This is a genomic window from Acidimicrobiia bacterium, from assembly GCA_035651955.1.
Classification (GTDB): Bacteria; Actinomycetota; Acidimicrobiia; order IMCC26256; family JAMXLJ01; genus JAMXLJ01.
In genome coordinates, this window is the sequence record DASRES010000001.1 from 97244 (window position 1) to 111453 (window position 14210).

Genomic DNA, 14210 nt, shown 5'->3' on the forward strand with positions numbered 1-14210 from the left:
CCGTCGCACGAATGTGACTGCCGTGTCAGGAAACCCTTGACGCTACCAGTGCCCGTCCGTACTTTGACCGACAGCGCCCGCACGGGCGGGACGGTGGGGGGAACGGTGGGGGGAAGCGTGACAGGACGCCCGGCCCGAGCGTCGGCGTCGCGGGTGGGGCCTCGCGTCTTCGCGGGGGTGCTGGCGACGGTCGTGGCCGCGGGGCTGCTCGCCGCGTGCGGGAGCTCGTCGAAGAAGTCGTCGTCGACGACGACCGCGAAGTCGAACGCCGGCGCGTCGAGCGCGCCGGGCGTCGGCGTCACGCCGACCGAGATCAAGATCGGCGTCGCGCTCGTGGACTTCAACTGCATCAAGAACTTCACGCCGTCGATCCGCGAGAACCAGGACGTCGGCTACAACGCGTTCTTCAACGACGTGAACGCGAAGGGCGGTGTCAACGGGCGCAAGCTCGTGCCCGTGTACGAGTCGTACTGCCCGATCGGGAGCGCGGCGCCGCTCGCCGTCTGCACGAAGCTCACCGAGGACGACAAGGTCTTCGCGGTGATGGGCACGTTCGTCGACTTCTCCGGCGACGCGCAGAGCTGCGTCGCGAAGCAGCACCACACGCCGCTGCTCACGTTCAATCTCACGCAGGCGATCATCGGCGCCGCCCCGCCCGGGCTCATCCTCTACCCGGGCACGACCAACGAGCGGCTCGACCGCATCGTCGTCCAGCTCCTGGAGCAGGAGAAGGCGCTGAAGGGCAAGAAGGTCGCGGTGATGGGCGCCACCGACCAGACGAAGATCGTGAACGACTCGATCGTTCCGGCCCTGAAGAAGGCGAACGTCCCGCTCGGATCGACCGCGATCCTGTCAACCGGCAGCAACCCGGACACGACGGCCGCGCAGGCGCAGCTCGACAGCTTCATCGAGCGCTGGAAGGGCGAGGGCGTGAACGCGGTGTTCCTCTCCGGCGACGTCGCCTCGTCGACCCAGTTCGTCACGAAGCTCCGCCAGGCGATGCCGAAGGTGACGCTCATGGTGGACACGACCGACGTGCTCGACCAGTACGCCTCGGCGCTGAAGACACAGGGCGTCAAGCCGAACCCGTACGAGGGGATGCTCACCGCCACGTACCCGCACGCGCTGTACGACAGCGGCCCGAACTGGGCGTACTGCAAGGGCATCTACGAGAAGCAGACCGGCAAGCACGCGCCGAACAGCCAGGAGGTCCTCACCACCCCGGACGGCAAGAACCTCGACACGTACGGCAACATCACGGACGCGTGCCAGTTGGTGACGCTCTTCCACGACATCGCGCTGCGCGCGGGCAAGAACCTCAACGCGGACTCGTGGGCCGCGGCCGAGAACTCCTACGGCAAGATCAACGACCCGGGATCGGGGCCGTACGCGTCGCTGCACCAGGGCAAGTACGACATCGACGACAGCTTCGCCCTCGTCGCGCTCGACACGTCGATCGGAGCGAAGGGCGACTGGCGACCGCTCACGCCCGTGCGTGACGTGACGGGAGGGAGCTGACCATGCGGCCGTCGCGAACGCTCACGATCGTCGTCGCGGTGCTCGCCGCGACAGCGGCGCTCGCCGCCTGCGGCAGCTCGTCGAAGAAGTCCTCGGGCTCGTCGACCACGACCGCGGCCAACAGCGCGGCGTCCAACGCGCCCGCCGTCGGGGTCACGCCGACGGAGATCAAGCTCGGCGTCGCGCTCGTCGACTTCAGCTGCGTCCGGAACTTCACGGACACGATCCGCGAGAACCAGGACCAGGTGTACAGCGCGTACATCAACGACATCAACCAGAAGGGCGGGATCGACGGCCGCAAGATCGTGCCGTTCTTCGAGTCCTACTGCCCGGTCGGCAGCTCCGGCCCGCTGAACGTGTGCACGAAGCTCACCGAGGACGACAAGGTCTTCGCGGTCCTGGGCACCTTCATCGACTTCTCGGGTGACGCGCAAAGCTGCGTCGCGAAGCAGCACCATACGCCGTTGCTCACGTTCAACCTCACGGACGCCGAGATCGCGGCCGCGCCACCCGGACTCGTCGTCTACCCGGGCGCGACGAACGAGCGTGTTGCCCGGATCCTGCTGCAGCTGCTCGACAAGCAGAAGACGCTGAAGGGCAAGAAGGCCGCGGTCCTCGGTGGCACGAACGAGTCGGAGGTCGTCAACAAGACGATCGTCCCCGGCCTGCGGAAGCTCGGCGTACCGCTCGGGACGACCGCGATCCTCTCGGTGGGCAGCTCGACCGACACGACCGCCGCGCAGGCGCAGCTCGACAGCTTCATCGAGCGTTGGAAGACCGAGGGCGTGAACGCGGTCTTCCTGTCCGGCGACGAGGTGTCGTCCATCGCGTTCGTCACGAAGCTGCGCCAGGCGATGCCCAAGGTCCTGTTGATGGTCGACACGACCGACATCAAGGGCGAGGGGCAGCAGCTGACGGCGCAGGGCGTCAAGCCGAACCCCTACGAGGGCATGCTCAGCGCGAACGGGCCGACGAGCCACGAGTACGACACCGGGCCGAACTGGGCGTACTGCAAGCCGATCTACGAGAAGGAGACGGGCAAGCCCGCCCCGGACGCCGAGCACATCATCAAGACGTCCGACGGCAAGATCCTCGACACGAACGGCAGCATCAACGACGCGTGCCAGGTCGTGACCATCTTCCACGACATCGCCGTGCGCGTCGGCAAGAACCTGAACGCGACGACGTGGGCAGCCGCGGTCAACAGCTACGGCAAGATCACCAACCGCGGCGGCGGCCCGTACGCGTCGCTGCACTCGGGCAAGTACGACATCGACGACAGCTTCCGGCTCGTCGCGTTCGACTCGTCCATCCCGCCGTCGGGTGACTGGAAGCCGCTGACGCCGCTCGAGGACATCACGGGAGCCGCCTAGTGGCCGGGGTCCTCGAGGGCGGGGAGGCCGGAAAGGGCGCGGAGACGCCGGGCGACGTCGCCGCGCTGGCGACGGCCGTCCTCGAGGACGAGGCCGAGCGTCAGCGCGCCCAGCAGCTCGCACGGGAGCAGGTCCTCTTCCCGGACGAGCTCCTTCCCGGGGTGAAGTCGGAGCCCGTGTCGTGGCACGACGCGCTGCTGCGCGGCGGCGCGCGCATGTTCGTGATCCTCGGGCTGATGATCTCGCTCGACCAGCTCACGCTGAACGCGGTGCAGGCGATCACCCCCGACCTGCGCTCGACCTTCCACATCAGCAGCGGGACGGCCGTGTTCATCGGCACCGCGTCCGGACTGTTCTACGCGCTCGGTGCCGTCCCGATGGGCTGGCTCGCGGACCGGTTCCGGCGCGTCCCGATCGTCGGCATCGCAAGCCTCGTCGCCGCGTTGTTCACGTTCCTCACCGGTGTCGCCGTCAACGTCTTCATGTTCTTCTGGATGGTCTGCTTCACCGGAATCTCGAAGGCGAGCGGCCTCGCGGTGCACCCACCGCTGATCGCGGACAACTACCCGATCGGGATCCGGGCCCGGATGGCCGCGGTCATGAACGTCGGCCAGCAGATCGTGGGGAACCTCAGTCCCGTGCTCGTCGGCGCGATCGCGGTGTGGATCGGCGGACGGGAGGGATGGCGCTGGGCATTCGTGGTCTTCGCGATCCCGGGCGTCGTGCTCGGGCTCGCCGCGTTCTCCATGCGCGAGCCGCCGCGCGGGCAGTTCGAGAAGGACGACGTGCTCGGCGAGGTGATCGAGGACGAGAACCCCGCGCATCCGTCGATGGAGGCCGCGTTCGCGCGTCTGAAGAAGATCGCGACCGTGCGGACGTCCATCGCGGCGTTCGCCGCGCTCGGGTTCGGCGTGTTCGCGCTCGGCAGCCTGCAGGTCCTCTATCTGAACGACACGCTGCACGTCCACGACATCCTGCGGCGGGGCGTGATCCTGAGCATCGCCGGGTACACGGCCGTCCCGTTCCTCTATCCCGTCGGCGCGTACTTCGACCGCACGTACCGGAAGGACCCGGCGAAGGCGCTCGTGCTGGTCGGCCTGCTGCTGCTGCCGTCCGCGCTGTTCACGCCGCTGCAGGTGTCGACGCACAGCACGGTGTGGTTCGTCATCTTCGGGATCCCGCAGGCCGTGCTCACCGCGTGCGCGTTCGCGATGGTCACGCCGGTCCTCCAGGCCGTCTGCCCCTACCGGCTGCGCGGTCTCGGCATCGCGATGGGTGTCATGTACGTCGTCCTGATCGGCGGGTTCGCCGGTGGCGTCCTCGCCGACTTCTTCACCAACGCGATCGGCGTGCGCGGCGCGGTGCTCGTCATCGGTGTCCCGACGAGCGTGATCGGCGCGCTCCTGCTGATGAACGGCGCGCGCTTCGTGCGCCACGATCTCTCGCTCGTCGTCGAGGAGCTGCTCGAGGAGCAGGAGGAGCAGCGCAAGCGCACCGAGCTCGGGCTCGCGACACCGGTGCTGCAGGTCGCCAACGTCGACTTCTCGTACGGCTCGGTGCAGGTCCTGTTCGACGTGAACTTCGAGATCCACCGCGGCGAGTGCGTCGCGCTGCTCGGCACGAACGGCGCGGGGAAGTCGACGATCCTGCGCGTCGTCAGCGGCCTGGAGGTCCCCGAGCGCGGCGTCGTGCGCCTCGACGGTCGCAACATCACCTACGTCTCGCCGGAGCAGCGGGTCCGGCTGGGGATCGTGTCGCTGCCGGGTGGGCACGGCGTGTTCCCCGCGCTCACCGTCGACCAGAACCTCGCCGTCAGCTCCTGGATCCGGACCCGGGCCGATGCGCGCGGCGGTGTCGACGTCGACGCGCGCGTCGACCGCGTGCTCGAGATGTTCCCGGAGCTGGCGGCGCGTCGAGAGCAGCCGGCCGGCAGCCTGTCCGGCGGTCAGCAGCAGATGCTTGCGCTCGCGCGCGTGCTCATCCACGAGCCCGAGATCTTGCTGATCGACGAGCTGTCGCTCGGCCTCGCACCCGTCGTCGTGCAGCGCATGCTCGAGGTCGTGGACGAGCTCAAGTCGCGCGGTCAGACGATGATCGTGGTCGAGCAGTCGCTCAACGTCGCGCTGGAGATCGCCGACCGCGCCGTGTTCCTCGAGAAGGGCGAGGTCAAGTTCACCGGCTCCGCACGGGACCTGCTCGAGCGTGACGACCTGGCCCGCGCCGTGTTCTTCGGGACCGAGGGCGGCTGATGCTCGCGTCGCTGCTGCAGCCGCACATCTGGACGTCGAACCTCCTGTTCATCGGGTTCGTCCGCGGGCTCATCGTCTCGTTGATCGCCATGGGCATCGTGCTCGTCTACCGGTCGAGCCGGGTCATCAACTTCGCGGTGGGGGACCTCGGCGTACCGTCGGCGGCGCTGCTCGCGTCGATGGCGGGCAAGTCGCACTGGCCGTACTGGCCCGCGTTCCTGCTCGCGGTCGGCGCCGGCACGCTGGCCGGGACGGTCGTCGAGCTCGTCGTCATCCGCCGGCTCTTCCGGGCGCCGCGCGTGATCGTGCTCGTCGCGACGATCGGGGTCGCGGAACTGGCGCGCGCCGTGACGATGACGTTGCCCGCGTACCGCAACGGTGAGCTCGTCACCGCGTTCCCGAGTCCCATGACGAGCGAGTGGCACCTCGGCAGCATCACGGTGAAGGGCTCGCAGCTCCTCGCGCTGATCGTCGTGCCGATCATCGCCGGTGCCCTGTGGTGGCTGCTCGGGCACACGCGCTTCGGCGTCGCGGTGCGCGCGTCGTCGACCAACTCGGACCTCGCCCGCCTCACCGGCATCAGCCCGAAGATGATGTCGACCGCGATCTGGACGATCGCGGGGTTCCTGTCCGCGATCGCGGTGATCCTCTACGCGACGGAGCAGGGCTCCTCGCAGCTCGTGTCGATCGGGCCGGACACGCTGCTGCTCGGCCTGACCGCCGCGTTGATCGGGAGGATGACGTCCTTCCCGCGCGCCGTCGCGGGCTCGGTCGCCGTCGGGATCCTCTACCAGATCGTCGTCTACAACTTCCCGGACACGGTCGGGCTGACCCAGTTCCTGCTGCTGATCCTCGTGCTGGTCCTCGTCGCGCGCATGAGCCGCACGGCGGACACCGGTGCCGAGAGCTTCTCGTTCGCACCGCGCGTCCCGCCCGTCCCCGAGCGCCTGCGCGACGTCTGGTGGGTCCGGCGGATGCCGCAGCTCGTCGCCGGCCTCGCGTTGCTCGTCGCGGTCGCGGTGCCGTTGATCATTCGCCAGTCGTTCCACCAGCAGACGTACGCCATGATCCTCGGGTTCGCGATCTGCGCGATCTCCGTGACGATCCTGACCGGCTGGGGCGGCCAGCTGTCGCTCGGCCAGATGGCGTTCGCGGGCGTCGGGGCGTTGAGCGCGGCCGCGTTCGTGCGCGGCGTCTCGGTCGACATCGGATGGCGTTCGACGCGGATCCTGCAGGGCTCGCTGCCGAAGGTGCCGTTCGTGCCCGCGTTGCTGCTCGGCGCGCTCGTCGCGTGCATCGTCGCGGTCCTCGTCGGCATCGGCGCGCTGCGGGTGAAGGGACTGCTCCTCGCGATCAGCACCATGGCGTTCGCGATCGCGGCGCAGGCGTACATCTTCGCCCGGCCGATCTTCTCCGGGACGACCGACTCGCTCACGGTGCAGCTGCCCCGAGGAAGCCTCGGCCCCGTCGACCTCGCGCACCTGAACCGCGCGTACTACTACTTCACGCTCGCCGCGCTCGTGATCGTGCTCGCGGCCGTCGGGCACCTCCGGAGAACGGGGATCGGGCGCGCCATCATCGGCGTGCGCGAGAACGAGCCGGCCGCGTCTGCGTGCGCGGTGTCGCCGACGCGCACGAAGCTCACCGCGTTCGCGCTCGCGGGGTTCGTCGCCGGTCTCGGCGGCGCCATCCTCGGCGGACTCGTCGTGACGATCGGCTACACCGAGCACTTCTTCCGGGTCGAGGACTCGCTCACGCTCGTGTCGCTGGTCGTGATCGGCGGCCTCGGCAGCCTCGCGGGCGGCGTCGCGGGCGCGTTGTGGGTCATCGGGCTCCCGACGTTCTGGCCGCACAACCAGACCGTCCCGCTGTTCACGTCGAGCATCGGCCTGCTCATCATCCTGCTGTACATCCCGGGCGGGTTCACCCAGATCGGCTACTGGATCCGCGGGTCGCTGCTCTCGTGGCTCGAGAAACGCATGCCCGCGGTGCCGGTGAAGACGGTCACCGCGCCACCCGCGTCGATCACCGGCATCGGCACCCGTCGCGGTCACGTGCGGACGAACACGGACGGCACCGCGCTGGCGACGAGCGATCTCACCGTCCGCTACGGCGGCATCTGCGCGGTCGACGGAGTGGACTTCCGCGCCTACCCCGGCGAGGTCGTCGGCCTCATCGGGACCAACGGGGCCGGCAAGTCGACGCTGCTCAACGCGATCGGCGGCTTCGCGCCCGCGAGCGGCGCGGTGCGCTTCCTCGGCGAGGACGTGGGCGGATTCGCCGCGCACCGCCGTGCGCGCATGGGGCTCGGACGCACATTCCAGGCCGCGACGTTGTTCCCGGAGCTGAGCGTGCGCGAGACGGTCGAGCTCGCGCTCGAGGCGCGGCAGCGCACGGGGTTCTGGGGGTCGCTGCTGTGCCTCCCGCCCGCGGTGCGGGCCGAGCGCGCGAAGCGGGCCGACGCCGCGGAGCTGATCGACTTCCTCGGTCTCGGGCGCTACGCGGACCGCCTCGTCGCCGAGCTGTCGACGGGCACCCGCCGCATCGTCGAGCTCGCGTCCGTGCTGGCCGTCGCACCGAGCGTCCTGTGCCTCGACGAGCCGACCGCCGGCGTCGCGCAACGCGAGGCCGAGGCTTTCGGGCCGTTGATCAAGCGCGTGCAGCAGGAGCTGGACGCGACGCTCGTCGTCGTCGAGCACGACCTGCCGCTGATCCTCGCGATCTCCGACCGCGTGTACTGCATGGAGGCCGGCGCGGTGATCGCGGAGGGGACCCCCGACGAGGTGCGCAACGACGCCCGCGTGGTCGCGTCGTATCTCGGCACCGACGAACGCGCCATCAACCGGAGCAATGCCTGAGCGAGCGAGGCGGGAGGCGAGCGGAAGCGGTGGCCCGAGCGGCCCGGCGACGGAGTCGCCGAGAGCGGAAGACGTGAACCACGTCGGCACTGTCGACGTGGAGCGTGCCGCCGCGACGTGGCGCGAGCACGGCTGGGTCCTGTGCGAGGGGCTCGTCGACCGCGACACCATCGACGCCGCGGTCGCCGACCTTGCGTTGGTGTTCCCGACGCCCGAGCAGTACCACGCGGATCCGGACGGCGAGCGCCGGCGGCGGCTCGGGACGCCGCCGCCGTCGGACGAGGCGTACGTGTGGCCGCCCGACGGTCCCGGATTCCGTCCCTTGCAGCACGCGTGGAAGCGCGACTTCCCGTTCCCCGGGAGCGGCGCGCTCAACCGGCTGCTCGTGCACCCGGCGATCGTGGAGCTCATGACGAGCGCGCTCGGCGCGGACGACGTCGTCGTGTACCAGGCGCAGCTCACCGCGAAGTACACGGGCTTCACGAACTACGAGCAGCCGCTGCACACCGACCGCAACCACTCGTGGCTCCCCGCGCGGCACGGTCCGCCGTGGGACCACGTCGAGGGCTTCCTGTACCTGTCGGACGTCACCGACGGCACCGCGCCGACCCGTCTCGTGTCGGTCCGCGACTCCGTGCGCCACGACCCGGGCGAGCCGCTCGTGCTGCCCGCCTGGGACCCGGAGCTGTACGCGTCGGAGCGTCCGGCGGCCGGCCCGCGCGGCTCGCTCCTCGCGTACCGCAACGACGTGTTCCACCGCGCGGTCGACCTGACGGAGCCCGGTGGCGCTCGCTTCCTGCTGAACGTGAGCTACAAGGTCGCGGACCGCGACTGGATCGGCTACCACGCGTGGCAGTCCCACGCGAACTCGTCGGAGTGGGTCGCGTTCGTCGAGGGCTCGACCGCGCGTGAGCTCGCACTGCTCGGCTTCCCGCCGCCCGGTCATCGCGTGTGGGACGCCGCACTGCTCGACGCCACCGCGCGCCGCTACCCGAACCTGGACCTGCGCCCGTGGCGCGAGGCGCTGCGATGACCCGCTCGTTGACACCTCAGTACCGAATGACGACGGGAATCTGTCAATGAGCGACGAACGCGAGGGCTCGCTGCTGTTCGTGACCCAGGTCGCGCCGTACCGCGACGGGCCCGCGGGGGTGCACGGCGTGCTCGACCAGGCCGCGGTCGGCGTCGCGCAGGTCGCGGAGCTGCACGGGCTGCAGACGACGCGCGTGGACGACGTGCGCACGCTCCCTGCCGGCGCGATCGCGGCGGCGCGCGCCGTCGCGCTGTTCACGATCGGCGAGACACCGTGGAGCGACGACCAGCGCGAGCAGCTCGTCGCCGGCGTGCGGTCCGGACGGCTCGCGCTCGTGGCGATCCACTCCGCGACGGACGCGTGCTACGGCTGGGACGACTACGGCACGCTGGTCGGCGCGCGCTTCGACGGGCATCCGTGGACCCAGCGCGTCGACGTGGAGGTGACCGACCGCGGCCATCCCGCGACCGCGCACCTCCCGACACCGTGGCCGTGGACGGACGAGGTGTACCAGTTCCGCGACCTGCGACCCGACGCCCACGTGCTGCTTCGTGTCCCGCCGGCGCAGCTCGACCTCGGCGCGCCCGGCGCGAAGCAGCCGTCGTTCGGGTTCCCCCTGTCGTGGTGCTTCACCGAGGGCGACGGGCGCGTGTTCTCGACCAGCCTCGGTCACTTCCCGGGGGCCTGGGAGAGCCCGCCGTACCTGCGCCACCTCGCGGGCGGGCTCGGCTGGGCGCTCGGCGGATCGTGAGCCGCACCCGCAACCTGTCGCCCTGGGCGTCGTGGATGCTGCGGCTCGAGGCGACCGCGCTCGGCGACCCGTTCCCGTCCGGCGCGGATGCCGCGACGCTGCGCGAGTGGCGGTCGCGCGCACGCGACCGTGTGCGCGCGCTGCTCGGTGACCGACCGGCGCGCGTGCCGCCGGACGTCGAGGCGACCGGGGCCGTCGACTGCGGCCCGTACACCCGGGAACGGGTCGTGTTCGACGCGGACGCGACGATGTCCGTCCCCGCGTACCTGCTCGTCCCGCACGGCCGAGCGCGACCGGGTCCCGCGCTGCTCGCGCTCCACGGTCACGGGCCCGGGAAGGGTGCGATCTGCGCGCTCGATCCCGGTGACGGGCACGACGCCGGCGGTCGCTACGCGCACGATCTCGCGACGCGGGGCTACGTCGTGCTCGCGCCCGACGCCCGCTGCTTCGGCGAGCGCGCCGACTGGAACCCGCCCGACCACTACGCGTGCGACACGAACCTGGTGAGCGCGGTCCTGTTCGGTGACGACCCGCTCGCACAGAACCTGTGGGACCTCACGGTCGCGCTCGACGTGCTCGGTGACCATCCGCTCGTCGACCGCGATCGTCTCGGCGTGATCGGCTTCTCGTTCGGTGGGACGCTCGCGTTCTTCCTCGCCGCGCTGGACGACCGTGTGCGCGCCGCGGTCGTGTCCGGCTACGTGTCGTCGTTGCGGGCCGCGCACCGGGTTCCGTGGAACCTGTGCGGGTCGCAGATCGCGCACGGGATGGTCGCCGCGGTCGAGCACGTCGACGTCGGCGCGTGCGTCGCAGGACGCGCGCCGCTCCTCGTCGAGACGGGCGCCGAGGACCTCATCTTCCCGCTGGAGGCCGCCCGCGAGACGGTCGCCGCGCTCCACGAGCTGTGCGACGCGCTCGGCGCGCCGCGCGAGACCGTCGTGCACCACGTGTTCGACGGCGAGCACCAGTACGACGGTGCCGCGGTAGCCGGGTTCCTCGACCGCTTCCTGCCGGTGGGATCCGGCGGCAGGTAGCTTCCCGCCCCGTGCCCGACCGCATCGACGACCGCCTCGCCTCGCTCGGCCTCGTGCTCCCGGGCCCGTATCCGCCACACGACCCGCTCGACGCGGTCGTCGTGCACGACGGTGTCGCGCGCACGTCGGGCCAGTTGCCGCGCGACCACGACGGCAACCTCGTGCACCCCGGCGTCGTCGGTGCGGACGTGACGGCCGAGCAGGGCGCGGAAGCGGCGCGGTGGTGCGCGCTGAACGCGCTGTCGGTCCTGCGCGACGCGCTCGGCGGGTTGGACCGCGTCGAGCGCGTCCTCACGGTCCTCGGGTTCGTCGCGTCCGCGCCGGGCTTCGTGCAGCAGCCGACCGTGGTCGACGGCGCCAGCCGACTGCTGCACGACGTGTTCGGGGACGCCGGGCGCCACACGCGCTCGGCGATCGGTGTCGCCGCGCTACCCCGGGGTGGTGCGGTCGAGATCGAGGTCGAGGTGGCACTCGGCCGGACCACCCCACGCGTGTAGCGTCACTGACACGCGCATCAGGGTTTCTCGCAGCAGGTCCACAGGAGGGTCGATGGCTCCCCGCATCGTGATCATCGGCGGCGGCAGCTACCAGTGGGCCCCCACGCTCGTGCTCGACATCGCGAACATGCCGGCACTGCAGGACGCCGAGCTCGTGCTCATGGACGTCGACCCCGCGCCGCTGCCGAAGATGGTCGAGCTCGTCGAGCACGTGGCGAAGTTGCGTGGCATCGGGCTGTGCGCGACGTCCACGACCGACCGGCGGGCCGCGCTGGAGGGCGCGGACTACGTCGTCGTGACGATCTCGACGGGTGGCTTCGCGAGCATGCGCCACGACCTCGAGGTGCCCGCCCGTCACGGCATCCGCCAGTCGGTCGGCGACACCGTCGGGCCGGGCGGCGTCAGCCGCGCGCTGCGCAACATCCCGGTGCTCGTCGCCATCGCGCGCGACATGGAGCGGCTCTGCCCCGACGCGTGGATGCTCAACATCACCAACCCGATGACGACGCTGTGCCGTGCCGTGACGCGCGAGACGAGCATCCGCACCGTCGGTCTCTGTCACGAGGTGACCGTGACCCGGCACGTGCTCGCGTCGCTGCTCGGCGCGGACGCGCGTGAGCTCGATCTCACCGTCACCGGGGTCAACCACTTCCCGGTGGTCACCGCGCTCCGTGTCGACGGTCGTGACGCGCTCGCGGAGCTGCGCGACCTCGCCGAGCACGCGGACGAGCGGGCCGACGAGCCCCTGCCGATCGATCTCCCCGAGGACCTCGATCCCGCGCTCCGCGCGCAGCTCACGATCGGTTCGGTGATGCAGTCGCACCGCATCAAGTTCGAGCTGCTGCGACGCTTCGGTGCGCTCCCCGCGGCGGGGGATCGCCACCTCGCCGAGTTCCTCCCCGGGTTCCTCACCGAGGAGTCGGGATGGGGCAGCGAGTGGGGCGTCCACCTCACGACGATCGCGGACCGGGAACGCTCGCAGGGCGACTACGTCGCCGCGCTCGACGCGCTGCTCGCCGCGGACGAGCTGCCGACCGCGCAGTCGGGTGAGATCGTCGCCCCGTTGATCGCATGCTTCCTGACCGGCGAGCACGGGGAGTTCCCGATGAACCTGCCGAACGTCGGCCAGTGCCCGGACCTGCCCGACGACGTCGTCGTCGAGAGCGTCGGCGTGGCGGACGGTTCCGGTGTGCGTGGCCGCGACCACGCGCTCGCGCCGCCGTTCCTCGCCGAGGTGCTGCGCCGCGTCGCGGCGTCGCAGGAGCTCACGGTCGAGGCCGCGCTCACGGGCAGCCGCGAGACGGCGTTCGAGGCGATGCTGGCCGACCCGCTCGCGGGTCGCACCGACTACGAGACCGTCGCGCGCATGACCGACGAGCTGATCGACGCCACGAAGCCGTGGCTCCCGCAGTTCGCGTGAGGACCACGACGCGATGAGCACCGCGCCGGACTTCGTGGTCGGCGACCTGCGCGTCCGCGTGTTCGACACCGTCGACGACCTCGCGTTCGCCGCCGCGTACGACGTCGCCGGCGCGGTCAACCGGGCGGTCGAGGACCGGGGCGAGGCGAACGTCATGTTCGCGTCGGGCCTCTCGCAGGTCGCGTTCCTCGACGCGCTCGTCGCGCGTCCGGACGTCGACTGGACCCGCGTCGCCGGCTTCCACATGGACGAGTATGTCGGCATGGCGCCCGACCATCCGGCGAGCTTCCGCCGGTACATGCGCGAGCACGTCGTGGCGCGCGTCCAACCCGCGGAGTTCCACGAGCTCCGTGGTGACGCTCCCGACGTCGACGCGGAGATCGAGCGATACACGAAGCTGCTCGAGGCGCACCCACTGGACGTGTGCTGCCTCGGCATCGGCGAGAACGGCCATCTCGCGTTCAACGACCCGCCCGTCGCGGACTTCGACGACCCGGTCGACGTCAAGGTCGTCGACCTCGACGAGCGGTGCCGCGCCCAGCAGGTCGGCGAGGGTCACTTCCCGACGATCGCCGACGTGCCGCCGCGCGCGCTGACCGTCACGATCCCCGCGCTTCTCCGCGCGCGAACGGTCGTCGTCGTCGTGCCCGAGGCGCGCAAGGCGAAGCCGGTGCACGACGCGCTCGACGGACCCGTGTCGACCGACTGCCCGGCGTCGATCCTGCGCCGGCATCCGCACGCCACGCTCTACCTGGACGCCGGCTCGTCGTCACTGCTCGGGCGATGACCGACCGGGGCGCGCGGCGTCTCCCCGGCGCGGCGAACCCCGCGCTCGACGTCGTGACGTTCCCGAGCCCGGCGGAGCTGCGCCGTCGCGCGCCGCGCCTCGCGCTGGGTCTGGTCGGTCTCGGGTTCGGCATCGCGATGATGATCCGCGCCCGCCTCGGCGTGAGCCCGTGGGACGTCTTGCACCTCGGCATCGCGCACCATCTCGGCGTCTCCTTCGGCACGGTCGTGGTGGGCGTCGGCCTCGTCGTGCTCCTCGGATGGATCCCGCTGCACCAACGGGTCGGCATCGGGACCGTCGTCAACACGCTGGTCGTCGGGTGGATCGCCGACGGCGCGCTGGCGCTGCTGCCCGAGCCGCGCGAGCTGGTCTGGCGCGGCCTGCTGCTCGTCGGCGGCGTCGTCGTGGTCGGCGTCGGGATCGGGCTCTACATCGGTGCCGGCCTCGGGCCCGGCCCGCGCGACGGGCTGATGACGGGTCTCGCGGCGCGCGGCCATCCGCTGTGGCTCGTCCGCATGGGGCTGGAGCTGAGCGCACTCGCGGTGGGCTGGGTGCTGGGCGGCGACGTGGGGGTCGGCACGCTCGTCTTCGCGCTCGGGATCGGGCCGCTCGGCCACTTCTTCCTGGCCCGCTTCCACCTCGCCGTCGAGCCGACTCGTACGGAGCCGGACGTGATGACGGGGGAGTAGT

Annotated in this window: 11 protein-coding genes; all 11 read left to right on the plus strand. The window is 71.0% G+C overall.

Annotated features, from left to right (window positions below; all coding sequences use genetic code 11):
* The first annotated feature begins 177 nt into the window (after positions 1-177).
* The 11 genes from VFC33_00510 to VFC33_00560 all read left to right on the plus strand — a co-directional run bounded on the left by VFC33_00510 (position 178) and on the right by VFC33_00560 (position 14209).
* Positions 178-1518, plus strand: a complete 1341-nt coding sequence (locus VFC33_00510) for an ABC transporter substrate-binding protein (protein ID HZR11704.1) — start codon at positions 178-180, stop codon at positions 1516-1518.
* A gap of 2 nt (positions 1519-1520) precedes the next feature.
* Positions 1521-2891 carry an ABC transporter substrate-binding protein gene (locus tag VFC33_00515; protein HZR11705.1) on the plus strand — a complete coding sequence of 457 codons (1371 nt, stop codon included), beginning with the start codon at positions 1521-1523 and terminating at the stop codon, positions 2889-2891.
* Complete coding sequence (locus VFC33_00520; GenBank protein HZR11706.1) at positions 2891-5140, plus strand: ATP-binding protein; 2250 nt, start codon at positions 2891-2893, stop codon at positions 5138-5140. Before VFC33_00515 ends, VFC33_00520 begins: the two co-directional genes overlap by 1 nt.
* Entirely contained in the window at positions 5140-7998 is a 2859-nt protein-coding gene (locus tag VFC33_00525; GenBank protein HZR11707.1) for a branched-chain amino acid ABC transporter permease/ATP-binding protein, read from the plus strand. The genes VFC33_00520 and VFC33_00525 overlap by 1 nt, the downstream gene beginning before the upstream one ends.
* A 73-nt stretch (positions 7999-8071) precedes the next feature.
* Positions 8072-9031 (plus strand): hypothetical protein, encoded by a 960-nt coding sequence (locus VFC33_00530; GenBank protein ID HZR11708.1) that lies wholly within the window; start codon positions 8072-8074, stop codon positions 9029-9031.
* A 46-nt stretch (positions 9032-9077) separates the two neighbouring features.
* Entirely contained in the window at positions 9078-9782 is a 705-nt protein-coding gene (locus VFC33_00535) for a ThuA domain-containing protein (protein HZR11709.1), read from the plus strand.
* Positions 9779-10816, plus strand: a complete 1038-nt coding sequence (locus tag VFC33_00540) for a dienelactone hydrolase family protein (protein ID HZR11710.1) — start codon at positions 9779-9781, stop codon at positions 10814-10816. Before VFC33_00535 ends, VFC33_00540 begins: the two co-directional genes overlap by 4 nt.
* Before the next feature lie 11 nt (positions 10817-10827).
* Positions 10828-11313, plus strand: a complete 486-nt coding sequence (locus VFC33_00545) for a RidA family protein (GenBank protein HZR11711.1) — start codon at positions 10828-10830, stop codon at positions 11311-11313.
* Positions 11314-11365: 52 nt separating this feature from the next.
* The gene (locus tag VFC33_00550) at positions 11366-12733 is read left to right on the plus strand and encodes a hypothetical protein (protein ID HZR11712.1); all 1368 of its coding nucleotides are present in this window, start codon (positions 11366-11368) and stop codon (positions 12731-12733) included.
* 13 nt (positions 12734-12746) lie between these two features.
* The gene (locus VFC33_00555) at positions 12747-13520 is read left to right on the plus strand and encodes a glucosamine-6-phosphate deaminase (protein ID HZR11713.1); all 774 of its coding nucleotides are present in this window, start codon (positions 12747-12749) and stop codon (positions 13518-13520) included.
* Positions 13517-14209 carry a hypothetical protein gene (locus VFC33_00560; GenBank protein HZR11714.1) on the plus strand — a complete coding sequence of 231 codons (693 nt, stop codon included), beginning with the start codon at positions 13517-13519 and terminating at the stop codon, positions 14207-14209. The genes VFC33_00555 and VFC33_00560 overlap by 4 nt, the downstream gene beginning before the upstream one ends.
* The last annotated feature ends 1 nt before the right edge of the window (position 14210 follow it).

Bases quoted from the DNA above. Each gene is read 5' to 3' on its own strand.
- VFC33_00525 (HZR11707.1), top strand. From the start codon at position 5,140: ATGCTCGCGTCGCTGCTGCAGCCGCACATCTGGACGTCGAACCTCCTG.
- VFC33_00555 (HZR11713.1), top strand. From the start codon at position 12,747: ATGAGCACCGCGCCGGACTTCGTGGTCGGCGACCTGCGCGTCCGCGTG.
- VFC33_00535 (HZR11709.1), top strand. From the start codon at position 9,078: ATGAGCGACGAACGCGAGGGCTCGCTGCTGTTCGTGACCCAGGTCGCG.
- VFC33_00515 (HZR11705.1), top strand. From the start codon at position 1,521: ATGCGGCCGTCGCGAACGCTCACGATCGTCGTCGCGGTGCTCGCCGCG.
- VFC33_00560 (HZR11714.1), top strand. From the start codon at position 13,517: ATGACCGACCGGGGCGCGCGGCGTCTCCCCGGCGCGGCGAACCCCGCG.
- VFC33_00550 (HZR11712.1), top strand. From the start codon at position 11,366: ATGGCTCCCCGCATCGTGATCATCGGCGGCGGCAGCTACCAGTGGGCC.